The organism is Gallibacterium salpingitidis, from assembly GCF_001678495.1.
GTDB classification, from domain to species: Bacteria; Pseudomonadota; Gammaproteobacteria; order Enterobacterales; family Pasteurellaceae; genus Gallibacterium; species Gallibacterium salpingitidis.
The window spans coordinates 1-26,217 of the sequence record NZ_JTJL01000018.1 but is presented as its reverse complement, the minus strand read 5'-3'; the positions used below and the strand labels follow the sequence as shown (position 1 = coordinate 26,217).

The following is a 26,217-nucleotide window of genomic DNA, read 5'->3' as shown; positions in this document are numbered from 1 at the left end:
AAAAAATGACAAATAAAAAACAACCCCTGTTAGATGTACAAGATTTACGTGTAACTTTTAAAACACCAGATGGTGATGTTACAGCAGTAAACAATTTAACTTTTACCTTAAATGCCGGTGAAACCTTAGGTATTGTGGGTGAGTCTGGTTCAGGAAAATCACAAACCGCATTTGCTTTAATGGGATTATTAGCGGATAACGGTAGAACATCTGGTTCAGCACGTTTTAATGGTGAAGAGATTTTAGGTTTACCTGAATCGCAATTAAATCGCTTACGAGCAGAACAAATTGCGATGATTTTCCAAGATCCAATGACATCGCTTAACCCTTATATGAAAGTTGGTGAACAATTGATGGAAGTGTTGATTCTGCATAAAGGTTTTGATCGTAAACAAGCCTTCGAAGAATCAGTCAAAATGTTAGATGCAGTAAAAATGCCGGAAGCGCGTAAACGCATGAATATGTATCCGCATGAATTTTCTGGTGGTATGCGTCAGCGTGTAATGATTGCAATGGCGTTGTTATGTCGTCCTAAACTGTTGATTGCAGATGAACCAACTACTGCATTAGATGTAACGGTACAAGCGCAGATTATGGCGTTATTAAATGACTTAAAGCGTGAATTTAATACTGCGATTATTATGATTACCCACGATCTTGGTGTAGTTGCAGGTAGTTGTGATCAAGTGTTAGTGATGTATGCAGGGCGGACGATGGAGTATGGTTCAGCGAAAGAAATTTTCTATCAACCAACTCATCCATATTCAATTGGTTTAATTAATGCAGTACCGCGTCTTGATACTGAAGAAGAACAACTTATTACTATTCCGGGTAATCCGCCGAATTTATTACATCTACCGTCAGGCTGCCCATTCCAACCGCGTTGTCAATTTGCTACTGAACAATGTATGAGTACGCCAACGTTAAGTCGTTTTGCCGACAATCGTTTACGTGCTTGTTTTATTGATGCTAATGAAATGATGCTAAGAGGAAGAGCAGAATGAAAAAATTATTGTTAGAAGTCGAAGATCTTAGCGTTCATTTCCAAGTTCAGGGTAATGAGGGGCTATTTTTCAAAAAAACACAAACCTTAAAAGCGGTCAATAATGTTTCCTTTAAGTTATATGAGGGCGAAACATTAGGCGTGGTTGGTGAATCTGGCTGTGGTAAATCCACTTTAGCGCGTGCAATTATTGGCTTAGTAAAATCGGCTGGCGGTAATATTTTATGGCTGGGCAAAAATTTAAGTGAACAATCTGATAAAGAGTGGCACGCAACACGCAAAGATATCCAGATGATTTTCCAAGATCCGCTGGCATCTTTAAATCCGCGAATGACTATCGGCAATATTATTGCAGAGCCGTTGAAAATTTATTTCCCTGAATTATCTGCGGAAGAGGTAAAACAACGGGTGCAATCGATGATGCTAAAAGTAGGATTATTGCCAAACTTAATTAACCGTTATCCACATGAATTTTCTGGCGGTCAGTGTCAGCGGATTGGTATTGCCCGCGCATTGATTATTGAACCTAAATTAATTATTTGTGATGAACCGGTTTCTGCGTTGGATGTATCAATTCAGGCGCAAGTGGTGAATTTATTAAAATCATTGCAAAAAGAGATGGGTGTTTCGTTAATCTTTATTGCGCATGATTTGGCAGTAGTGAAACATATTTCTGATCGTGTGTTGGTAATGTATTTGGGCAATGCGGTGGAATTAGGGACTTATGATAAGGTTTATCACCAAACTAAGCATCCTTATACGAAAGCGTTGATGTCGGCAGTGCCTATTCCTGATCCTGATTTAGAAAAAGGGAAGAAAATTCAACTTTTGGAAGGGGATTTACCTTCACCAATCAACCCACCATCAGGGTGTGTATTCCGTACCAGATGTATTTTAGCTGATACGGAATGTACCTTAACTAAACCGAAATTAACTGGTAATGATCAACATTTAGTTGCCTGTTTCAAGGTATAAATGTGAGCTATATCACAAAACAATCATTCACTGTAAAAATCAGTGAATGATTGGCTTTGTTAAGGCAAAATTGCTGGATTTTTTCTGACAGAATGAGTATATTTGCGAACAAATGTTAGCTGAAATAAAGGAACGCATTTGTAATGCAAAACCCATCTCAACAACTTATCCATTTCATTGATGTAATCCATCAACAAAGTACCAAACTTTCTCAACATACCGCTTTACGTTATTTTGCTGAAAATGGGGAATTACGCGATATTTCTTGGCAGCAATTTCGTCAGCAAATAGACCAATTGTCATTAGCGTTATTGACGCTTGGTTTGCAACCACAAGATAAAGTCGGTATTTTTGCGCAAAATATGGCGGAATGGACAATTGCCGATGTCGCGATTTTGCAAATTCGAGCAGTGACGGTGCCAATTTTTGCAACCAATAATGCCATTCAGACTGAATATATTGTGAATCATTCAGATATGAAGGTGTTATTTGTTGGTGATCAAAAAGAGTACGATACTGCGTTGTCGATTGTAGAACGTTGTCCGCAATTAGAAAAAATTGTGGCAATGCAGCCACTAGATTTAAGAGGTGCTGAAATTGGTATTACTTGGCAAGACTTCTTATTGTCAGCAGACAGTGCGATGCAATCTGTATTGCAACAACGTATTACCGATAAATCAATGAGCGATCTTTTCACTTTGATTTATACCTCAGGAACAACAGGTGAGCCAAAAGGGGTGATGTTGGATTATCAAAATCTCGCTCATCAATTGGCAACTCATAAACAGACATTGATGAAGATCGATCATCAAGATGTTTCTTTGTCATTCTTACCGCTTTCTCATATTTTTGAACGTGCTTGGGTGGCGTATGTGTTATCGCAAGGTGCGGTCAATGTGTATTTATCTGATCCTCATCAAGTGAAAGAGGCAATAGTTAAAGTTAAACCGACCTTGATGTGTTCAGTACCGCGCTTCTACGAAAAAATTTATGCAGCAGTGCAAGATAAAGTGGCTCATGCACCTTGGCTGCGCCGTCAAATTTTTCATAGCGCACTACGGATTGGTAAATGGGCGTTACATTATAAACAGCAGCAACAACCATTACCTATTTGGTTAAAACCGTTATATCAATTTGCTGATAAAGCGGTATTTAGCAAATTACGTAATTTATTGGGCGGTCGTATTAGAATGATGCCTTGTGGCGGAGCGAAGTTAGAACCACAAATTGGACGTTTCTTTCATGTGATTGGCGTAAATATTAAATTGGGCTATGGTATGACTGAAACCACAGCAACAGTTTCTTGCTGGCAAGATTTTGGTTTTGATTCTAATTCGATTGGCCATATTATGACCGGTACTACCGTTAAAATTGGCGCCGAAAATGAAATTTTGGTTAAAGGCGGTGGTGTAATGAAGGGATATTATAAAAATCCGGAAGAAACCGCGAAAAGTTTTACTGAAGATGGCTTCTTAAAAACAGGTGATGCAGGTTATGTTGATGAACATGGTAATCTGTTTATGACCGATCGAATTAAAGAGTTAATGAAAACATCAACAGGTAAATATATCGCGCCACAATTAGTGGAAGGTAAATTCTTACAAGATAAATTAATTGAACAAATTGCCGTTATTGCAGATGCAAGAAAATATGTTTCGGCACTAGTGGTTCCTTGTTTTGATACTTTAGAAGAGTATGCGAAACGCTTAAATATCAAATATCAAAATCGTTTAGAGTTAATTAAAAATGCAACGATTGTTGAGATGTTTGAAAAACGGATCAATGAATTACAAAAAGAGTTGCAAGGTTTTGAAAAAATTAAGAAATTTACTCTATTACCACAAGCATTTTCGACCGAATTGGGTGAGATTACGCCAACTTTGAAATTACGTAGAAAAGTGATTTTAGAGCGTTATCGTCATTTAATTGAGAAAATGTATCAATAAATCATATTTAGTAGGCTGCATCCTTGTGTGCAGCCTACTTTTATCATCTCACTACAAATCTTTATCCTGCTAGTTTTACTTAATAAATGATAAAAATCAGCTAAATTATTAGATCTCATCTAATTACTCTGCAAAAAATCGCAAAAAAAGCATTTTTTACTTCTATTTACTGTTCAATCTAGCTACACTTTGCGCCTTTGGAGAAAATTTATACCTTAGGGAAAGTAATAATGTTATCAAGAAAAGACATTTTAGTTTTAGGCATGATGATTTTTTCACTGTTTCTTGGTGCAGGAAATATCATCTTCCCACCAATGGAAGGTTATCATGCAGGATATAGTTGGTTATGGGCAGCGTTAGGTTTTATTTTAACTGGCGTGTTGATGCCTTTTATCACTTTGATTGTAGTGACTGTGCGTGGTCGTGGTGAAGCGCTTTCTACGGATCTACCGCCTTGGGTTGGCGTTGTTTTCTGGTCAATTTTATATTTGATCATTGGTTCGACATTTGCGATGCCGCGTGTGACCAATGTGGCGTATGAAATGGCTTGGCTGCCATTGAATATTTATAACGGAGAAAATTCGCATATTCTATTTGCAGTGATTTTTAACCTGATTGGTATGGGCTTTATGTTGGGCCGTAGTACGATGATTTCGACTATCGGTAAATTTATGGCACCTATTTTATTGGTATTATTGGTTATTGTTGGTATTGGTGTTGTTTCTAATCCAATTTCAGAAATCGTTGCGCCATCAAGCAATTATGCGGAAGGTTCAGCATTAGTTACGGGAATGATTGGTGGTTATCAAACAATGGACGTATTATCCGCTATGGCGTTCGGTGGTATTGTGGCGCGTGCGTTTGCGGTTAATAAAGTTACAGAAGGTAGAACGATTGTGCGTTATACCCTTGCCGCAGGAACAACATCGGTAGTGTTGTTAAGCGGACTCTATTTATGTTTGTTCTATTTAGGTGCGACTGGTGATATGGTGGCATCAACCTCAACCAATGGCGGTCAAATTTTCTCACGCTATATCAATGAATTATTTGGTGCAACCGGGCTTTGGATTATGAGCGGCATTGTGATGTTAGCTAATTTAACAACGCTTGTTGGGGTAACCAGTGCTTGTGCTGACTATTTCTCACACTTCCATCATCGTTTAAATTATTCATTCTTTGTGGTGGTCTTTACTATTGCGACTATTATTATTTCGGAAACAGGATTAGATACCTTATTGCGAGTGACAATTCCGGCGTTATTGTTAATCTATCCGGTGGCGATTATGTTAGTGGTGTTACAACTGTTACGCAAAAAATTACCAATAATTAGTTGGAGCTATAATGCGACCATTGCATTAACAACCTTATTTAGTCTGTGTGATAGTTTGAAAAATATGGGGATTTTACCAAAAGCGGTAGATGACTTTTTAAAACTATTTCCATTCTATCAAGAGGGGTTAACTTGGTTGCTGCCGGTATTAGTGATGTTGTTATTAACAATTGTCGTTGGTAAGTTAAAAATGAAATCAGCAGTGGATAATGCTGCTTAAGTGGAAATTGCTGAATAGAAGCCTGCGTTGATGCAGGCTTTTTTTGTTATATCACCTGCATTTTTACGATTAACTTTTTGACTTATTTAGCATTTATGGGAAGATACAAAAAGAGAGTTAGTCAAAATAAGAGGTGATTATGTTTTATTTAGATAGTTTGCCGATTGGTACGCTGTTTTTTATTATTTTAGTGATTGTAGCGTTATTTGCTGCAGTAAAAACGGTACCACAAGGTTATCATTGGACGATCGAACGTTTTGGTCGTTATACCCGCACTTTAACACCTGGTTTAAATATTATTGTGCCTTTTATTGATCGTGTAGGTCGTAAGATCAATATGATGGAACAGGTGTTGGATATTCCTTCACAAGAAGTGATTTCAAAAGATAATGCCAATGTATCAATTGATGCGGTTTGCTTTGTACAAGTGATTGATGCACGCAATGCGGCTTATGAAGTTAATCATTTAGAACAAGCAATTATTAATTTAACGCTGACTAATATCCGTACCGTTTTAGGTTCCATGGAATTAGATGAAATGTTGTCACAACGTGACTCGATTAATAGCCGCCTATTGGCGATTGTTGATGAAGCAACCAACCCTTGGGGTGTAAAAGTGACGCGGATTGAAATTCGTGATGTGCGTCCGCCAAAAGAGTTGATTGATTCAATGAATGCACAAATGAAAGCTGAACGAAATAAGCGTGCGGAAGTATTAGAAGCGGAAGGGATTCGTCAAGCAGCTATTTTGCGTGCAGAAGGGGAAAAACAATCGCGTATTTTGCAAGCGGAAGGGGAAAGACAAGAAGCCTTTTTACGTGCGGAAGCGAGAGAGCGTGAAGCAGAAGCGGAAGCGAAAGCAACGCAAATGGTGTCTGAAGCGATTGCCACAGGGAATACTCAAGCGATTAATTACTTTATTGCGCAAAAATACACTGAAGCATTGCAACAGATTGGTCAATCTGGAAATAGCAAAGTCGTGATGATGCCATTAGAAGCGAGTAATTTAATGGGATCAATTGCAGGTATCACTGAATTGTTAAAAGAAACAGGATCGAAAAAATGATGGCGTGGTTTGCGGAATGGGGCATGATCCATTGGTTGGTATTAGGCTTTATTCTGTTAATTTTAGAAATTATTGTACCGGGCATTTTCTTTCTATGGTGGGGAATCGCCGCATTAATTATTGCGGCGGTTAGCTATTTCTTCTTATTGTCGATTGTGGTAAGTGGCGTTTTATTTGCCGTACTGGCTACGGTTGCTAGTGTATGCTGGTGGCGTTACCAATCATGAAAAAATAGACAGGATTTATCGGTAAATTTGTTAAATCAACGTGGTTTAGCAATGCAAGGTCAGCAAGGACGTGTGACAGAAGTTTTGAGCGGTAATACTGCAAGAGCAGCTTTCGGTGATACAACTTGGCGTGTAGAAGGGCAGGAGCTACAAGTTGGTGATCTGGTTGAAGTGATAGCGGTAAGGGGAATTACGCTGTTAGTGAGAAAAGTTTTGAATTGATTGAATATTAACAAATAACACCACAATCCTTGTGGTGTTATTTCGTTTAGAGGGGTTAGAAAGTCACTTTCAAATTCGCCATTAAGCTATTTTCATAATAGCTTTGGTTGCCTTTAACACGATAATCGACCGAGAAAGTCACATTGTTTTCAATATGATAATCAAAGCCTAATTTCGCATTAGCAAATAACCGACCGCGTTCCGCACTTGGCATAGTGAAATAACGGTCAGGCGTAGCTTCAAAAGCAGCTGTGATGTAGTTCTTTTCATCTAAGGCTTCAATGCCTAAACCGACTTGACCATTGACGATAAATTTCTCAGTGACCGCTTTATCAATATTGACACCAGTTTGGAAAATTAAGGATTGACGATATTGCGGTTTGACAATGAAGTTATACGCGCCAGCCCCTGTTTCGTGATAACCCTTACTGCTGATTAAAGCATAATCTGCACGAATAAATGGCGAAAGCCCATTATCCGCACGATAGTTAAACCCTAAACCTGCATAGAACACATCACCCTGATAGTTGGCTTTCGCAGTCAGATTGGCAAACGGTAAATAACGTTTGCCGTCAATATAGGCTTTTGCATACCCCGTTTGGAAATCCATATCCACTTTTTCTCTTAACACTTTATCGCCGTAGATACCAAGTTGGAATAAATCACTATCAAAATTATGAATCGCTGGCGTACCCACACTATGGACATCCGAGTAAGCATAGCCTGCCATCACGCCAAGACGTAATTGTTGTTGTTCTACGCAAGTATCGGTACCAATCGCCACATCGTTATGATGACCTCGATAACCAGTGGAGATATCCTTTTCACGTTGGTGGTCCCAATTTCCTGAGGTTTCCACCCAAACATTGTGTTTACCTTGATTAAAACCACTGGTACAAGGAATTCTCGGCGTATATAGCGCTAAACGGCTGACATCATTATTAAGAATCGAATTGCCTGAACCGGTAAGAAGCGGTACAGAGGCTTCTACATCGGTTGGGGTAATGTTTGGATAATTAGTTGGGATATAACAACCTAACATCCCTGCTGAGGTGTTAGCACAATTTGCCGCGTGATTAATCACTAAGTGCATTGCCTTATTGGCATAATCATATTCTGGGACAAAATCAAACAAAGCACTGTTATCTTGATAGCTGCTAAATTGTCCGCTGAGTTGTTGTTGTGAGGTAATCACATTGGGCAATTTGCCATTGCCGGCTACCGGAGTATTCCAGGCACTGGCATCGACCATTAATTGTCCATTTAAGGTGACCGCACCTTGTGCGTGTAATTGGCTGTAATCGTTAAAACTATTGGCAACGATATTGACTTGGTTAGTCTTATCCGCTAACGATAATGCGCCTATCGCATGCGCACCAGTTTCCGCTCGTAATACGGTGGCTGATGCCATTTTAATAGCGCTATTTGGTATATTCGCGCCTTTAGCTAACACAATTTCACCAGCTTGCACATCAGTATCGCCGGAATAGGTATATTGATAATCTTTGCTGAAGGTTAAGATATGGTTGTCTTGTTTAAGCAAACTACCTTTGCCTTGTGCTGAGTCATCGTCTTTGATGTGATGGTTTAAAGTCGTATCTTGCTGTAAATTCAGGATTAATTGCGCATTTTCCTTTTTACCCATCATCACATTTTCGCCACGACCAAGGGCATTTATATCTTCGATATAGATTGCGCTTTTTTCAATAAAGACATCGCCAATAAAATCATTAGCTGAGTTCATTAATTTTAATAAGGCACTACCCGATTGATATAAATCACCATACCCATGGATGCCGTTATCTAACACATATTCTTTATAATGAATATCGTCCGGAACATTCTCTTGAATATCACCATTTACAATGTTACGGCTGCGCGAGATTTTTAACGTAGCGCGATTAGCTTGATCAAGACCAAGATAAACATCGCCTTCACCGATATCGCCGTTTTCACCAAAATAATAAGGCGTCTGTTCTTCTTGAGGTAACTTGGCTATCTCGTCTTGCAAGGAAGCTAAATCCTCCACGCGGTAACTTCGGTTGAGCAGCTTATTATCCAAATACAATGCCAACGACATATACCCTTCACCGCCAATCTCTAATGTACCCACCTCAACCCGAGTATCTCCCTTATAGCGGTTATCTGCCGTTAATACTAACGTACCTCCCCCTTGAATCTGTTCTCCTGTGTAGTAGTTAGTTTCTTGTTTTTCCAGTGTTAAACCACCCGAGCTATCGGCTTGTTCTGGCGTAATCGCCGCATGAGGGAATTGCACCACCGCTTTACTATCGACCGAGGTAGGTGCCAAAACCAATTTGGCATCGTTATTGCCTACCGTAATACTGTAATGCTCAGGGACGGCAAGCGTATAAAACCCATTAAATAATAAAGCAGGCTGTATATCTGGTGTCGCATTCTTAAAAGCGAGCGCCCCTCCGTTAAAAACCATATGGGCGGGGTAAATCCGTGATGCATCTGGCGCGGTTTGATTAATTGCCGTATAGCCCTGATCGCCCATAGAGAAATCACCGTATTTATCAACACCACCAAAGTTACCTGCTGTGATAGAGCGATACATATCGCTCATCAATACTCCACCATTGAGTACTAAACCGCCGCCGTTAAGTACGGATGGAATAGTACCTGCTGGTGCACCATAAAATTTTACGCCCTTATTGGCATAGACAAAACTATTACCGCTAACTTCAACTAGCCCCTCGCCTTCCCCATAATTGCCTATGGCCAGCATTCCTTTGCCCATGAACTCTCCATCATATAGCCAATCAATCAATACATAGGCGTTATTCACCACTAATTTCCCATAACTCTCTCTATGTACTTCTCCCACTGCCTCAATACTACCCACATCAATATAAGAATGTGTCTCCAATACTGCCCCATCCGATACCTCAATCGTTGGTATCTTATCCTTGGCAGAACGAGGATATATCCCCAGCGACAATGCAGGCTTTAGGTAATCATCTTGCAAAATATTAAGGTGTGTACCTTGACCATGGATACGTAATACATTGCTATCCACAAGAAATGCTGGCTTTCCTGTTCGCCCAATATTGGTCTTTTGACCCTCAGTCACCGTAAAAATAGTGTCGCGTATATCTTGGTTATACGGATTCGTCGCAATGTTTTCAGTATAAAGGCGCTCTGCTAACGTGATTTGAGGAATGGCTAAGGCAACAAAAAGGGATAACGTGGAAAAAATAAAAGGTCGAGAATAAGCAGAAATTAACTTAGTGGTTGAGGGGGGGGGGTAATTAGACTACTGATTTCACTGCGATTTTTGCAGGATTTTGCACTATGCGCATGCGCAATTTCGCTAACACATTGCCATAATTGCAACGCATTGTTCCAAATAACACGATAAATGTGATTCATAGAAAGCTCCTTAGCAATAAGCTAAACATAAAAACATAGTAATAGACAAAACTTGATAACTATGCAGTGGTATATGATGACTTAAACGGTAATGTAAAGAATACGTTTTCTAGTATAGTCTTAGTAAGGGAAAAAACCATCAAAAACTTGCACTTTTCTATTATTTACATTTAAAAATTGTAGCAATACTGAAGGAGAGAGAATTATTGGTGACAGACAAATTTCTTTAAAAAGACAATTAACCCCAATAGCAGCAACTATCGGGGTTGGTAGTTATCAATAGATAATGAATAACGGTTTAGGCGAAATTATCAATAATCGCATTTAAAGTCGCACTTGGACGCATTGCTTTTTGTGCAAGCTCTGGGTTTGGTTGATAATAACCGCCCATATCAACTGCGTTACCTTGAACCTCAAGCAACTCTTTAACAATCGCCGCTTCGTTTTCCACTAATGCTTCCGCTAATGGTTTAAATTGTGCCGCTAATGCTGGATCTTTATCTTGTTGGCTAAGTGCTTCCGCCCAGTAACAAGCAAGATAATAATGGCTGCCGCGGTTATCAATTTCTTTGACTTTACGTGCTGGTGATTTGCCGTTTAACAACAATTTTTCCGTCGCAACATCTAACGCATCGGCAATAACTTGCGCACGTTGGTTACCTTCACGTTGTGCTAAATGTTCAAGTGAAACTGCTAACGCTAAGAATTCACCTAAAGAGTCCCAACGTAAATGATTTTCTTGTAAGAATTGTTGCACATGTTTTGGTGCTGAACCACCAGCACCGGTTTCAAACATACCGCCACCATTCATTAATGGAACGATAGAAAGCATTTTCGCACTAGTACCTAATTCTAAAATTGGGAAGAGGTCGGTGAGATAATCGCGCAATACGTTACCAGTGACAGAAATGGTGTCTTTACCCGCTTTTGCACGTTCTAATGAGAATTGAGTTGCTTCCACTGGAGAGAGAATATGTAGCTCAACTTTGCTAGTATCAATCGTTGCCAAATCTCTTTCGACTTTTTTCAATACTTCGCGATCGTGTGCACGATTCTTATCAAGCCAGAAAACTGCTGGAGTATCAGAGAGTTGTGCACGTTTTACCGCTAATTTCACCCAATCAGTTACCGGTGCATCTTTGGTTTGACACATACGCCAAATATCGCCGGCTTCAACAGTATGCTGCATTAAGACTTGATTATCTTCGTCTAATACTTTCACAACGCCATCAGCAGCGATTTCAAAGGTTTTATCATGAGAACCATACTCTTCCGCTTTTTGTGCCATTAAACCAACGTTTGGTACGCTGCCCATTGTTTTTGGATCGAATGCACCATGTTGTTTACAGAAAGCAATTGTTTGTGCATAAACGCCAGCATAACTGCTATCTGGAATTACTGCTTTAGTATCTTGTAATTTGCCTTGTGCATTCCACATTTGACCTGAACTGCGGATCATCGCTGGCATTGAAGCGTCAATAATGACATCACTCGGTACGTGAAGATTGGTAATACCTTTATCAGAATCTACCATCGCTAAATCTGGGCCGTCAGCTAATGCTTGATCTACTGCTGCACGCACTTCATCTGGTAATTTATCTAAATTGGCAATTAAATTACCTAAGCCGTTATTCACGTTTACGCCTGCTTGTGCTAATTGCGCACCATATTTCTCAAATACTGGAGCAAAGAACACTTTTACCGCATGACCGAAAATAATCGGATCGGAAACTTTCATCATGGTAGCTTTCATATGTAATGAGAATAACACGCCTTGTTTTTTCGCATCTGCCACTTCTTTAGCAAGGAAATCAACTAAGGCTTTTTTGCTCATCATTGTGGCATCTAAGATTTCACCAGCTTGACCTTTTAAGCTTTTTAATACGGTTTGTTGCCCTTGTTTATCTTCTAAGACAATACGGATTTCACCGGCTTTGGCTAAGGTAACAGATTGTTCATTATGGTAGAAATCGCCGGCTTGCATTGTTGCCACGTGTGTTTTGGAATCTGCTGACCAAGCTCCCATACTATGCGGATACTGTTTCGCAAAATTTTTCACCGCTTTAGGTGCGCGGCGATCTGAGTTTCCTTCACGTAAAACAGGGTTTACTGCGCTACCTTTGATTTTGTCATAACGAGCACGCACACTATTTTCTTCGTCATTGCTTGGTGAATCTGGGTAATTTGGTACGGCATAGCCATGCGCTTGTAATTCGGCGATAGCTGCTTTTAATTGTGGGATAGAAGCACTGATATTTGGTAATTTGATTACATTCGCTTCCGGTTTTGTCACTAACTCTCCTAATTGAGCAAGAGCATCTTCGACACGTTGTTCCGGTTTTAAATATTCAGGAAAATTTGCCAAAATACGGCCGGCAAGAGAAATGTCGCTGGTGACCATCTCAATATTGGCTGGTTTAACAAATTTTTCAATAATCGGTAGGAAAGAGAGAGTGGCTAAAGCAGGTGCTTCGTCGGTATAGGTATAAATAATTTTACTCATAATCACCTCTTGATTGGATATTAAGTATAGTGTGTTGCAATTCGCCTGATATCGCAGAATATCAGGCACGATAATCGTATCTTTATCTTATCATTTCATTATTAACTTTAAACCATAATCATAAAGATTTTTTAACAATGTGAGTTTGCTCTCATCATTAGCATATTCGGCAGAAAGTTGTTCTAATTCGGCAATAAAACTCTCGCTGGTTTGTTCTAATTTGGCGCGACAATATTTTTGCCATTTAATTTGTTCGGCACGAGAGAGTGTTTTAAAAAAATGTCTGGCACGATAGTGAAAAAGCAATTCAGGAATACGTGCATCTTGAAAACTTAAACCATGATCAGCAAGTTTTTCAGCGGGTAAGGTACGTAAAATAGCAAGATTATTTTTATCAGAAAAAGAGTAGAAACCGTTATATAACGCAGCTTCGACATTGCTAAAATCATTGTCATATTCATCAAGAAAAATTTGATGTACCTTTTCGCGAATATCTGGTCTGGCTTTTAATTTTTCTAAATTGGATAAACAAAGCTGGCGATCGATGCCTACGCGTTGTGCATCTTGCGGTGTTAAGGTTTTTGCCGGTGCAAGAATTGGACATTTATTGATATGCACCAATTTGAGCGGTACTGACAAAATACCTTGCTGTTCTAACTCTTCTTTTTTGGTGTAAAGGTTCTGTTTCAATTGTGCAGCATCTAGCTGTAATAAATCGGTAAGATCACTGGCTAGATCACAAAAAATAACCGCATTTTTGTTGGTTGGATGTGGTGCTAGCGGCACCATCCAACTGATATTACTGCGATAATTGCCGAGCATACCGGATACATGCACTAATGGTGTCATATTGATGTAATCAATTAGTGCTTCAATCTCTTTTTTACCACGATGTGTGAAAAAGTAATCAAACAGTTTCGGTTGTTTGCTTTTAATTAATTTCGCCATTTCAATCGTGGCATATACATCGGACATCGCGTCGTGGGCGTGGCTATGTTCAATACCATTCGCTTTGGTCAATAATTCTAAGCGAAAACTTGGCATACCTTGTTCATCATAAACCCAATTGATTCCTTCTGGACGTAAGGCGTAAGTTGCACGTACTAAATCGAGTAAATCCCAACGTGAATTGCCATTTTTGTAACTATATTCATAAGGATCGATAAAATTACGATAGAAGGTATAACGTGTCATTTCATCATCAAAACGAATATTGTTGTAACCCATAATGCAAGTATTGGGTTGGCTAAATTCAGCTAAAATTTTGTCAGCAAATTCAGGTTCGCTAAGCCCTTGTTGATTACAAAGTTGTGGCGTAATGCCTGTTAAAGCAACTGCGGCAGGGTGCGGTAAATAATCATCACTTTGCTTACAATAGAGAACGATAGGCTCCCCAATAATATTGAAGTCTTGATCAGTACGAATACCAGCAAATTGGGCAGGACGGTCTAAAGCAGGATCAACACCGAAACTTTCGTAATCATAAATAAAAAAAGAGAAATTACTCATATTGTGGATTTTAATACTAAAAATAGAAAAATAACCTCATGATTATAGAGAATGATAACTAAGGATAAAACCTTAAATTTAGAGTTAATTTGGCATAAATGAGATTGTTTTTAAACAAATTTGCTAAATTTATGTGATCTTCCGCTAATTTTAAACATTCGCTATTTGATTTATCAGCCAACTTGGATAAATATGTAGCCAGTACAGGGCGATCCTGCCGTTGTATATTTTAAATTAAGTAAAAAATCCATTATTCGAGGTTATTATGGAAATCGGTGTAGTTAAGTGGTTTAACAATGCAAAAGGGTTCGGTTTTATTTCGACTGAAGGTCAAGAAGGCGATATCTTCGCACATTATTCTGTGATTGAAATGGATGGATATCGTTCATTAAAAGCAGGACAAAAAGTACAGTTTGAAGCTGTACATGGCGATAAAGGTTCTCACGCAACGAAAATTGTGCCAATTGTTGAATAATTATATCGCATACTTTTTAAAATGATTTTGTGTGTTAAAACAAGATTAACCAAATAAAAAAGATACACCAAAGAGGGTGTATCTTTTTTAGTTTTATGAAGCAAGATTATTTCTTCATATAATAACCTGCCATAGATTGATATACCGCCGTTTCATTTTTAATTAAGTTATATTTTTGACTTAAAATTGAAATTTCTGAAGCCTTTTCGGTATTTTCCGCTGCTAACCAATCTTTTAATTCAGATACGCCAGCATTGTAACGATCACGATAATATTTGCTGATTTGCTTATCGTAGTTATATTTATCTTGTAGATTGTTGTAGCTACGTTGTGATTGTTGATAAGCAAAATAGAGTGCATCAATTTCATTAAGCGCAGTAGTAATATTTTGTGCGAAAGCTAAACGATATTGTTCATAAGTCGCTTCTGAAATTTTTACATTCCATTTAACAGTTTGCCATGAAAGGAATGGTAATGTGATAGAGAGCGCGCCAATACCGGCTTGTGATTCAGTTGCATTGCTTACACGATTACCTTGTACTTGTAATGTACCCGCTAAACTAACAGTTGGGAACCAGCTTTTTTGCATTGCTTTTGCATCTTTAAAGGCGCTTTGTAAACGATACTGTGCAGCACGAACATCAGGACGATTTGCAATTACTGAAACAGGTACATTTAAATTCACACCTGGAAGTTTAACATCAAGTAATTTTGGCAATTTTAAATTAAGCGGTTCATTTGGTTTTAAATTTAATAAATTGTGCAATGTTTGTTGTGCAGTTTTTTGTTGCGCTTGTAGATCAAGGAGCGTATTGCGTGCGGTTAATACGGCTTGTGTTGCTTGAGCACTGCTTAAACCATCAATTACACCGAAGCGTTGTTTATTTTGTACTACGGTATTGATTTGATTGTAATAATTTACAGATTCTTCAGTCGCTTTAATGGCATCATTTAAATAAGCGAGGCTGTAATAAGCATCGATTACACTATTAATTAAAGATAAACGAGCTGCGGCAAGATCTTCAATTGTCGCTTTATGTTCCCATTCAGCTGCATCAGCAGAATCGGCTAATTTACGCCAGAGATCTACGGTGTAACTAATACCAATTTGTCCTGTATGAGAAATGGTTGAATTACCGCCATTTTTGATATCTTTCATTGCTTGAGATTCAGAACCACCGCTGAATGTTGGCACTAAATCAGCACCTAATAAATTGGCTTTATATAAAGCGATATTCACTGCAACGGCACTTTTCGCTAAATCAAGATTGTTTTTTAATGCGAGATCAACTAGTTGATTGAGTTGTGGATCATTATAAAGTTTCCACCACTCTTCATTTACGTTGAATTGTGAAGTCGCTGAAATATATTGTTCAAAATTTTGTTGGCTGGCTTTAAATGAATCATCAATATTGGCACAACCAACAAGAATTGTAGAAAGCAACAAGGCTGCGGTAATTTTATTGAATTTATTCATAGTTATCCTTAAAAAATAAATAAAATGTTATAAAAAATTATAGCAATTTTCGCCATTTTCGCCTAGTAATCACATCTGAAATTATTCACTTCATAAGGTAATTTTACTCTTGTGATAATGCGGTAATTGGGTTTAATTTGGCGGCATTTTGTGCAGGAACATAGCCAAAAATGACACCAATTAAAGTTGAGCAAAGCACTGCCACTACAATCGAAAATGTTGAAAATAGCATCGTAAAATCGGTCATAAATTGATTAAATAATACACCAATAATGCCGGATAAACAGATACCGATAATGCCGCCGACTAAGCAGACTAACACTGCCTCAATCAGGAACTGTTGTAAGATATTTTGTTGTTTTGCACCAATTGCCATTCTAACACCAATTTCTTTGGTACGTTCGGTAACAGAAACCAACATAATATTCATCACACCAATACCGCCGACAATCAGTGAAATTAAGGCGATTGATGAAATTAATAATTTCATTGTATTGGTAGTACTTTCGATAGTTTGTTTAATCGTATCGGTATTTAAAATAAAGAAATCTTTTTTCCCATGACGGCTTAATAAAAGTGCAGTCACATTTTTTTCCGCTGCGGCGGTGGTAATACCTTCCGACACTTTTACTGTAATGGAACTAATTTTTTTCTCGCCAGAAATTTTGTTCATAGCGGTGGTATAAGGAATCCAAATATTAAGATTTTCGCTGTTAATTCCCATTACATTATTGGTATTCACTACACCAATAATTTTTAGCGGTTTTTTATTAATCATAATAATTTGTCCAAGAGGATTACGATCTTGGAAAATACGTTGTTGTGTATTTTGATCAATAATAGCCACTGATTGATTTAGTTTCACATCTTGCGCGGTGAATAAATTTCCTGCTGCCGATTGAATGCCTTTAACATTAAAGTATTGTTCACTTACTCCGCGTACTTGAGCAGTAAAAGCGCTATTGCGATACGTTAAGGTTCCGCTCACTGAACTATTTGGGGTCACACTTTCTATATAAGGTTGTTTCATCAAAATTTCGCTGTCAGCTACAGTTAGATTTTGCATACTTTCCGCTCTGCGATCGCCAAAACCTGTACCATTAAAAATATCCATTGTATTGGTACCAAGTGAATTAATATTTTGTAACACTTTTTGTTGCGAACCATTTCCTAATGCCACTACACAAACAACAGAAGTAATACCGATAATGATCCCTAACATAGTGAGGAGCGAACGTAATTTATGTGCCACGATCGCTTTAATCGACATATTTAACGCTTCAATGAATTGATCGCGATAAAAACGAAAACTTTTGCTGGTGTTAGCTTGACTGATTTCACGCTGTTGCAACGGATCATTTTTACGCTGATCTTGAATAATTTCACCATCTTTAATTTCGATAATACGGCTGGCAAATTGAGCTATATGTTGATCGTGAGTGACCAGAATAATGGTATGTCCTTCTTGGTGCAGCTGCTGCAGAATTTCCATTACCATTTCGCCGCTTTTAGAATCTAATGCACCAGTTGGTTCATCTGCCAAAATAATATCACCGCCATTCATCAAGGCTCTTGCAATACTGACACGTTGTTGCTGACCGCCTGATAATTGATTAGGTTTATTCTCCATTTTGTTAGCTAAACCTAATTTATCTAATAGTTGTGCAGCGCGGGCTAAACGTTGTTCTTTCGCCATTCCAGTATAAACAGCAGGTAAGGCAACATTCTCTTGAGCGTTTAATGTTGGTAACAGATTATAGCGTTGAAAAATAAAACCAAAGCGTTGCTGACGTAATTCTGAAAGTTGATCGGCTGACAAAGTTGCAGTTTCTTGCCCAGTAATGGCATAGGAACCATTGGTTGGGGTATCTAGGCAGCCAATAATATTCATTAAGGTTGATTTACCTGAACCAGAGGTACCAATAATCGCGATAAAATCACCTTGTTGAATTTCCAAATTGATATTTTTCAGAATATGAACGCGGTTTTCTCCTTCACCAAAGAATTTATTCAGATTCTTTATTTCGATGATATTTTGCATACCCACCTCATTACATCATTCTTGGTGTTCTGACGCGCACGCTAGGTGAGTCGTTAGTAGAAGATTGCGATACAATGACTTTCTTGCCTTCCGCTAAACCAGATAATACTTCGGTGTTTACATCATCGTGTAAGCCAGTGGTGATGGTTTTCTCGATCACATTATTGCCGTCTAATACTTGTACAGTCGATTTACCAGCTTGTTTGCGAATAGCCAATGTTGGTACCGTTAACACATTCTGTTTTTGCGCAATAATAATGGTATTTTGTGTCGTCATCCCGATTTGTAATTTATGTTCTGGATTAGGAACTAACACATTGGCGTAATAATAAATAGCATTGGTATCACTCACTGATTCGGTATATTCGTTATCTGTTAGTGTAGTCATTGCAGGATCAACAGAATCAATTTTCGCAGTATAAATTTCGTCAGGTTCCGCGAGAGTAGAGAATTTTACCGTCATACCAGCTTTAATTTTGGTGATATCTCCTTCAGAAATTTCAGGTTTAATCAGCATTGTATCTAAATCTGCTACTTGAATAATTGTTGGAGTTGTTTGATTAGCATTAACAGTTTGCCCTTCAGAAACTGGAATTGAAATAACAGTACCATCTAATGGAGAAGTAATTTTGGTGTAATTTAAATTAGTTGTTGCCGTATTCACTTCAATTTCTGATTGTTTAACTTGTGCTTGAATTTGTTCAACAGTAGCTTTTGCACTTTCTAATGTGTTTTGTGCTGTTTCGTAGTCATTTAGTGAACTTGCTTGTTTTTTATATAATTTTGCTACTCGGTCATAATTAGATTGTGCGATACGATACGCTGTTTGCGCCGCAGCGAGTTGTGCTTTATAAGAAGCTAATTGAGCAACAGCGATATTTAATTCATTTTCTTGAGTGATTGAATCAAGTTGGGCAATGAGATCGCCTTTTTTAACTTGTTGTCCAAGTTTGACATAAATTTTTTCCACTTTACCTGAAACGCGCGCGCCGACCTCAACACGTTTAGAACTACGAACTGTTCCTGTTGCAATTACAGTTTGTTGTAAATCTGTTTTTTTTACTGTTTCCGTAAAATAGGAGGTTTGGGGCTGATTACTCTGTGTGAAATAATAAATGGAACCAAGCACAATAACAGCAATAGCAAGGCTCCACACGATTTTTTTATTTAATGTCATATATGTATCCTTTAGACAACCAAGGACGTTTCTCTTTACTAAATGAACATTCATTCATTTTATAGAAAGATGACTTGGTAAACAAATATTATTTTGGGAAATATGTGATCAGACTATTAGTAAAAGGAGGAGTGTTTGGAACGCTAGTTTTTGCGAATAATCTGATTGCATGTACAGAGGTTTAATGATGGAGAAGGAAAATTAGAAGAAAATTAGTTTTGCATGAATGATGGGAGAGGCTGGTTTGTTGTTTACATTTTTAATGTGTTTGATGTAGCTGATAGTGATCTGATTTTGTTGCAAAGGATTTACGCTGTCTGTTTTTGATGGCGGCTTGATGAATGAATAAAACCTGCTTGATTTTTACAAGCAGGTTTTCATCACATTATTGTTAGAAACCAGTTGCCAAACCGTCACTTCTTGGATCAGAAGCACCTTGTAACACACCATTTTCACGAATTAAAATCGCGCCAGCATGTCCCATAGTATCTGTATAATCGGGCAGCATTTTGACAGGGTGTCCACGACGTTGTAGTTCTTGCGCTGTTTGTGCGGAAATTCGTCCTTCCAATTTGAGATCGTTAGAGCTGGCTCCCCAAGTACGTCCATATAACCAGCGAGGCGCATCAACAGCTTGTTGCGGACTCATTGCAAAATCGACAATGCGTGTCACTAACGCAGCTTGAGTTTGCGGTTGTCCTTCACCACCCATTGTGCCGTAAATTAAATAAGGTTTATTATTTTTGAACAGCATTGCTGGGTTTAGTGTGTGGAATGTGCGTTTGTGAGGTGCTAGCGCATTGACATTATTTTTATCTAAAGAGAAAAATGAACCACGATTTTGTAATATTATGCCAGTACCTTTTGGCACAATCGCAGAACCAAAATCATGATATATGCTTTGGATTAAGGAAACCGCATTTCCTTGAGCATCTACTACACCGAACCAGACTGTATCACCTTTAGGGTCGAGCGCTTGTACGTTAGTTGCTGCTTTTTGCATATTGATCTGTCTGGCTTGTTCTTTGCCATGTTCTTTAGATAGTAATTTGTCGAGCGGAATATGGACAAAATCAGGATCGCTTAAGTATTTATCTCGATCAGCAAATGATTGTTTGGTTGCTTCTATTAATAGATGGTAATAATCCGCAGTGCCTTCTCCCAGTTTGCGTACATCGAAATTGTTTAGAATGTTGAGAATTTCTAGTGAAGCCATACCTTGAGTGTTTGGTGGGAAATTATAGGCAATAGTATCACGATAAGCGACATGTATTGGTTTCACCCAATTTGCTTGATGTTCGCTGAAATCATTTAATGTTAGCATACCATCGTGTGCTTGCAGATCCGCAACAATGGCTTTAGCGATTGAACCTTGATAAAACTCTTTAGCTCCTTTATCTGCAATTAATTGCAAGGTATTGCCGAGATCCTCTTGTTTTAAAATATCACCGACTTGATAAGCCTGTTTGCTATTTTTCAGGAAAATTTTAGCAAATTCGCTAAAACGGGAAAGATTACGGAATTCACTATCAGTAGGATCTAAATTAATTTTGCTCCAATATTCGAGAGAACTGCTGACCGGGAAGCCGTTTTTGGCCAGGCTGATAGGAGTTTTAAATAGATCTTTCCAGGCAAAATGGCTATTCATATGTTGTTGTGAATATTGATAAGCTTTATCCCAGCCTGATACGATCCCTGGTACTGTGTTGGCAGAGTAATATCCACGAGAAGGTATTTTGCTAAACCCTTTACTTTTATAGAAATCTATAGTTGCTTTTTCCCCTGCGCGACCTGAAGCGTTAAGCGCTTTTAATTCACCTGATTTAGCATCATATATCAACCAAAAGCTGTCTCCACCTAAAGTACACATTTGTGGATAAACAACAGCAAGTGTTGCAGCTGTTGCGATTGCTGCATCTATTGCACTTCCTCCACGCTGTAATACATCAATCCCTGCTTGAGTAGCAAGATAGTGAGGAGATGTCACCATAGCATGGGTAGCTAATGGATTGTCTGCCTGTGCCGTAGTGAGGTGGCTTGGTGAATGGATTAATTTTGGATCATAGGTGAAATTTTCAGCGCTATACAGTGATCCAGAAAAACAAAGAATAGTTGCAGTAATAGCGATGCTGCGCATACTGTTTGAACAAGATAAGAACGTTGACTGTAACTTCATAAAGACCTCCGTAAATCATAATGGTGAATCTCAGTCATTTAGTAAGTTTTTTGGAATTGAAAATATTCTGAAAAAATCCTCTTTTTATTAAAAAAACTACAATTAATTTTAAAGTAATCGATTAATTTTCTATTAATTTTGATTATTTTTTATAATTTATCTAAATGATAGGATCTTAAATTGAATATTGTCAAATATTTTTATATCTTTTATAGATTTTTTTTAATTTCATTGCGTTTTTATTGGTTTTTATATCGTTTTCAGCCTAATAGAGAGTGTCTTGTTATAAAGTGGAAGTGTTTTTTGGGAGGTAAACAATTTGGATATCTATTTAGATAATCTGCGATTTAAATTTAATATGTTTAAATGGAGAAAAGGGAATTTAGCAAGAAAATGAGGCTTCGGTTTGGTGTTATGCACTAAAAAGTGTAAAATGCGGAAATTATTTTTGAGTACACTCAATTTGAGGACATTATGAGTCATACAGAAACGACAGAGATAAAACCAACAAACTTTATTCGTCAAATTATTGATGAAGATCTGGCACAAGGCAAACATCAATCTGTTTATACCCGCTTTCCACCTGAACCAAACGGTTATTTACATATCGGTCATGCGAAATCTATCTGCTTAAATTTCGGTATTGCCGAGGATTATCATGGCAAATGTAATTTGCGTTTTGATGATACGAACCCAGTAAAAGAAGATATGAGTTATGTTGAGTCAATTCAGCAAGATGTGGAATGGCTTGGTTTTAAATGGGAAGGTAAGCCGCGTTATGCTTCTGATTATTTTGATCAACTTTATGGCTATGCGATTGAGTTGATTAAAAAAGGATTGGCTTATGTGGATGAGTTATCACCGGATGAAATGCGCGAATATCGTGGAACTTTAACTGAACCAGGTAAAAACAGTCCTTATCGTGATCGTTCAGTAGAAGAAAACCTAGCGTTATTTGAAAAAATGAAGAACGGCGAATTCGCAGAAGGTAAAGCTTGTTTGCGTGCGAAAATTGATATGGCTTCACCGTTTATTGTAATGCGAGATCCAGTAATCTATCGCATTAAATTTGCACACCACCACCAAACAGGTGATAAATGGTGCATTTATCCGATGTATGATTTTACGCACTGTATTTCTGATGCGATTGAACGTATTACCCATTCACTTTGTACATTGGAATTCCAAGATAACCGTCGTTTATATGATTGGGTATTGGAAAATATCTCTATCGAACGTCCATTACCGCATCAATATGAATTTTCTCGTTTAAATTTAGAGAGTACATTAACTTCTAAACGTAAGCTATTACAGTTGGTTAATGAAGAGATTGTTGATGGTTGGAATGACCCTCGTATGCCAACTATTTCTGGCTTACGTCGTCGTGGTTATACACCAGAGTCAATTCGTGAATTCTGTCGCCGTATTGGGGTAACGAAACAAGATAATGTGGTGGAATATAGTGCATTAGAATCTTGTATTCGTGACGATTTAAATACCAATGCTCCACGTGCAATGGCGGTAATTAATCCATTACGCATTGTGATCGAAAATTTTGATGGAGTAGAGATGTTGACTGCGCCAAATCATCCGAATCGTGAAGAGCTTGGTACCAGAACATTGCCATTCACTAAAGAAATTTATATTGATCAAGCAGATTTTCGCGAAGAGGCGAATAAGCACTATAAACGTCTAGTATTAGGTAAAGAAGTGCGTTTGCGTAATGCGTATGTGATTAAAGCTGAACGTGTAGAAAAAGATGCTGAAGGCAATATTACTACGGTTTATTGCAGCTATGATCCAGAAACTTTAGGAAAGAATCCAGCTGATGGACGTAAAGTAAAAGGGGTAATTCATTGGGTATCAGCAACACAAAATCACCCAGCAGAATTCCGTTTATATGATCGTTTATTTACTGTATCAAATCCAAGTGCAGCGGAAGATATCCATCAGGTGTTAAATCCACATTCATTAGTGGTGAAACATGGTTTTGTTGAGCAAAGCTTAATTAATGCACAAGCGGAAAAAGCGTATCAATTTGAACGTGAAGGCTATTTCTGTGCAGATAGTAAAGACAGCCACCCAGAACATTTGGTGTTTAACCTCACTGTTTCTTTAAAAGAGAGCGTTGTGGTTTAATAACTGGTTTTAATTAAAGCAAAAGGCTTTTAACTGATGAGTTAAAAGCCTTTTTTGTTCAATAACTTTAGCTAAGCTGCGGCTAAATGTGGACGTAAACCTAAGGTATGACAAATCGCATAAGTTAATTCAGAACGATTTAAGGTATAGAAATGGAAATCTTTTACTCCTTCTTTGGATAAAATTTTTACCATATCAATCGCAATACTCGCACCAATCAGATTTCTTGTTGTTTGATCTTGTTCTAAACCATCATAAAGTTTATACATCCAGCTAGGAATTTTCACATTAGTAATTTTTGCCATTTTTTGTAACTGGATAAAATTGGATACAGGTAAAATTCCCGGCACAATTTCTACATCAATGCCAACCGTAACACAACGATCGCGAAAACGTAGGTAACTGTCGATATCAAAGAAAAATTGCGTAATTGCTCGATTAGCACCAGCTTCCACTTTTTGTTTTAAGAAAATAAGATCGGCTTGTGCTGATTTTGCTTCTGGGTGAACTTCCGGATAAGCAGCAACTGAAATATCAAAATCGGCCACTTCTTTTAATAATGTCACCAGATCACGAGCGTAAAACGGTTTTTTATCGTAACCAGGTGGTTCATCACCACGCAATGCCACAATACGGCGGATACCGCTATCCCAATATTCTTTAGCAATTTGTTTTAATTGTTCAGGGGTAGCATCAATGCCGGTTAAGTGTGGTGCAGCTTCAATACCAGTTTGTTGTTTGATTGCTTTCACCACACCATGAGTACGCTCACGTTCGCCCGAATTGGCGCCGTAAGTAACAGAAACAAATTTAGGCTGTAAGACTTTTAAACGCTGAATTGATTCCCACAAAATATTCTCCATTTTTTCATTTTTGGGCGGGAAGAATTCAAATGAAACATTAATATCACCATTTAAATCAGCAATGCTTCTGTTTAATACATCAATCTCTTTGGCGTAACTCATATTATTCTCCTTATTTAGATGTTTAGCCGTCTAAACATTAAAATAGGGAGATTTTTGAGTTGCGTCAATTTAATAATTTTCAGATTTAATATGAATAGTATTCATATTAAAAATTATTTTTTAATACGCTTCGTTAAATAAGCATAACCTTCAGCAGCTAATTGCTCTAGTGGAATAAAGCGTAATGCCGCACCATTAATACAATAACGCAGCCCACCTTTATCAACAGGACCATCTTCAAATACATGACCTAAATGTGCGTCAGCAACACGAGAACGTACTTCAGTGCGAATCATACCATGGCTAGTATCACGCACATAACGCACAACATCAGGCGAAATTGGACGGGTAAAACTTGGCCAACCACATTCACAACGATATTTATCAGAAGAGGAGAATAGCGGTTCGCCAGTGATAATATCAACATATAGCCCCTCTTTAAAATCATTCCAATAAGGGTGAGAGAAAGGCCTTTCTGTACCGGCTTGTTGGGTGATAGCAAAGGCTTCAGCGCTTAACTTTTGCTGAATCTCGGTAGGAGTTGGTTTTGGATATTGAGTTGCATCAATAATCACATCATCAGCTTTGCTGAGATCGATATGACAGTAACCATTAGGATTTTTTGCTAAGTAATCTTGATGATACTCTTCAGCAGGGTAATAGCTTACTAATGGTGTCACTTCAACGACTAGTGGTTGATCCCATTTTGTTTGTTCAGCAGCCATAGCGGCATCAATAATAGGTTTTTGCTCTGGATTGGTGTAATAAATACCGGTGCGATATTGAATTCCTTGATCGTGTCCTTGTTTATTTAAACTGGTCGGATCAATGACACGAAAGTAGTATTCAAGAATTGTGGATAGTGAAATCAATGTTGGATCATAAGTTACTTTTACGGTTTCAGCATGACCGCTGCCATGGCAGACTTCTTGATAACTTGGGTTTTCAGTATTGCCATTAGCATAACCAGATTCTGCATCTAATACTCCGCCAATTGCGGCAAAATAGGCTTCTAATCCCCAGAAACAACCACCAGCGAGATAAATTTCAGCAGTGTATGGATTATGGCTGGAGATATTTTTTAAAGATGGTTCGTTCATATTTCCTCACTTTGAATACAGTATTAACAAATGTGTTGTGAGGGTGGTTTTAACATAGATTGTGGTGTTTGTGAATGTGAGGGAGAAGAGTTTGTGAATTAAGATTTAGATTTCGCTCTAAAGAGCGACCTACTTTTATTCGCAAGTGACCTTTGTTCACTTGCTCACCCTACGGGTCGTTGCAAGCAACGTTCAAAAAGCTAACGCTTTTTGTCTTTGCTTGTATAAAGAAAAGTAGGCAAAAGAAATACCCCCTCACACTCTTGCTAA

The 26,217-nt window shown here is 38.1% G+C and carries 17 protein-coding genes and 1 pseudogene; 8 read left to right on the top strand and 10 right to left on the bottom strand.

Translation table 11 applies throughout. From position 1 onward, the window contains the following. Positions 1–5 precede the first annotated feature (5 nt). The 6 genes and pseudogenes from oppD (at position 6) to QS62_RS05210 (ending at position 6,989) form a co-directional block, all read left to right on the top strand. Positions 6–1,004: an ABC transporter ATP-binding protein gene (gene oppD, locus QS62_RS05235; RefSeq protein ID WP_066106957.1), complete on the top strand. Its 999-nt coding sequence runs from the start codon at positions 6–8 to the stop codon at positions 1,002–1,004. Then, positions 1,001–1,978 carry a murein tripeptide/oligopeptide ABC transporter ATP binding protein OppF gene (oppF, locus tag QS62_RS05230; protein WP_066106954.1) on the top strand — a complete coding sequence of 326 codons (978 nt, stop codon included), beginning with the start codon at positions 1,001–1,003 and terminating at the stop codon, positions 1,976–1,978. Before oppD ends, oppF begins: the two co-directional genes overlap by 4 nt. A gap of 143 nt (positions 1,979–2,121) precedes the next feature. Then, the gene (locus tag QS62_RS05225) at positions 2,122–3,924 is read left to right on the top strand and encodes an AMP-dependent synthetase/ligase (RefSeq protein WP_066106951.1); all 1,803 of its coding nucleotides are present in this window, start codon (positions 2,122–2,124) and stop codon (positions 3,922–3,924) included. 230 nt (positions 3,925–4,154) lie between these two features. Further along, on the top strand, positions 4,155–5,474 hold the full coding sequence (gene brnQ, locus QS62_RS05220) for a branched-chain amino acid transport system II carrier protein (RefSeq protein ID WP_066106948.1): 1,320 nt from the start codon (positions 4,155–4,157) through the stop codon (positions 5,472–5,474). 139 nt (positions 5,475–5,613) lie between these two features. Further along, entirely contained in the window at positions 5,614–6,540 is a 927-nt protein-coding gene (locus QS62_RS05215) for an SPFH domain-containing protein (RefSeq protein WP_066106945.1), read from the top strand. Then, a pseudogene (locus QS62_RS05210) lies at positions 6,540–6,989 on the top strand (NfeD family protein). The gene QS62_RS05215 and the pseudogene QS62_RS05210 overlap by 1 nt, the downstream one beginning before the upstream one ends. 55 nt (positions 6,990–7,044) lie before the next feature. Here the strand turns inward: QS62_RS05210 and QS62_RS05205 are convergent. The 4 genes from QS62_RS05205 to sbcB form a co-directional block, all read right to left on the bottom strand. Continuing rightward, the gene (locus tag QS62_RS05205; RefSeq protein WP_066106942.1) at positions 7,045–10,032 is read right to left on the bottom strand and encodes an autotransporter outer membrane beta-barrel domain-containing protein; all 2,988 of its coding nucleotides are present in this window, start codon (positions 10,030–10,032) and stop codon (positions 7,045–7,047) included. Positions 10,033–10,235: 203 nt separating this feature from the next. Further along, positions 10,236–10,385: an ESPR domain-containing protein gene (locus QS62_RS11860; RefSeq protein ID WP_082966135.1), complete on the bottom strand. Its 150-nt coding sequence runs from the start codon at positions 10,383–10,385 to the stop codon at positions 10,236–10,238. A gap of 298 nt (positions 10,386–10,683) precedes the next feature. Beyond that, complete coding sequence (locus tag QS62_RS05200; RefSeq protein WP_066106939.1) at positions 10,684–12,888, bottom strand: NADP-dependent isocitrate dehydrogenase; 2,205 nt, start codon at positions 12,886–12,888, stop codon at positions 10,684–10,686. Positions 12,889–12,978: 90 nt separating this feature from the next. Next, positions 12,979–14,397, bottom strand: a complete 1,419-nt coding sequence (gene sbcB / locus QS62_RS05195; RefSeq protein ID WP_066106937.1) for an exodeoxyribonuclease I — start codon at positions 14,395–14,397, stop codon at positions 12,979–12,981. A gap of 265 nt (positions 14,398–14,662) precedes the next feature. Here sbcB and cspD point away from each other — a divergent pair, with 265 nt between their 5' ends. Continuing rightward, entirely contained in the window at positions 14,663–14,872 is a 210-nt protein-coding gene (cspD, locus tag QS62_RS05190) for a cold shock domain-containing protein CspD (RefSeq protein ID WP_066106934.1), read from the top strand. Between the two features lie 106 nt (positions 14,873–14,978). On the opposite strand, the gene tdeA is transcribed toward cspD, so the two are convergent. The 4 genes from tdeA to ggt all read right to left on the bottom strand — a co-directional run bounded on the left by tdeA (position 14,979) and on the right by ggt (position 21,743). Next, positions 14,979–16,349, bottom strand: coding sequence for a toxin/drug exporter TdeA (gene tdeA, locus QS62_RS05185; protein WP_066106931.1), 1,371 nt, complete (start codon positions 16,347–16,349; stop codon positions 14,979–14,981). A 103-nt stretch (positions 16,350–16,452) separates the two neighbouring features. Continuing rightward, positions 16,453–18,390, bottom strand: a complete 1,938-nt coding sequence (locus QS62_RS05180) for a MacB family efflux pump subunit (RefSeq protein ID WP_066106928.1) — start codon at positions 18,388–18,390, stop codon at positions 16,453–16,455. Positions 18,391–18,400: 10 nt separating this feature from the next. Continuing rightward, positions 18,401–19,567, bottom strand: a complete 1,167-nt coding sequence (locus tag QS62_RS05175; RefSeq protein ID WP_066106924.1) for an efflux RND transporter periplasmic adaptor subunit — start codon at positions 19,565–19,567, stop codon at positions 18,401–18,403. A 391-nt stretch (positions 19,568–19,958) separates the two neighbouring features. After that, a complete protein-coding gene (gene ggt / locus QS62_RS05170; protein ID WP_197496264.1) occupies positions 19,959–21,743 on the bottom strand; it encodes a gamma-glutamyltransferase in 1,785 nt (594 codons plus the stop codon). Between the two features lie 474 nt (positions 21,744–22,217). On the opposite strand from ggt, the gene glnS reads away from it, so the two are divergent. Continuing rightward, a complete protein-coding gene (glnS, locus tag QS62_RS05165; RefSeq protein WP_066106921.1) occupies positions 22,218–23,882 on the top strand; it encodes a glutamine--tRNA ligase in 1,665 nt (554 codons plus the stop codon). A gap of 71 nt (positions 23,883–23,953) precedes the next feature. Here the strand turns inward: glnS and metF are convergent, their stop codons facing one another. Beyond that, positions 23,954–24,847, bottom strand: a complete 894-nt coding sequence (gene metF, locus QS62_RS05160) for a methylenetetrahydrofolate reductase (protein WP_066106918.1) — start codon at positions 24,845–24,847, stop codon at positions 23,954–23,956. Positions 24,848–24,960: 113 nt separating this feature from the next. Beyond that, positions 24,961–25,947 carry a bifunctional peptide-methionine (S)-S-oxide reductase MsrA/peptide-methionine (R)-S-oxide reductase MsrB gene (gene msrAB / locus QS62_RS05155; protein WP_066106915.1) on the bottom strand — a complete coding sequence of 329 codons (987 nt, stop codon included), beginning with the start codon at positions 25,945–25,947 and terminating at the stop codon, positions 24,961–24,963. Positions 25,948–26,217 lie beyond the last annotated feature (270 nt).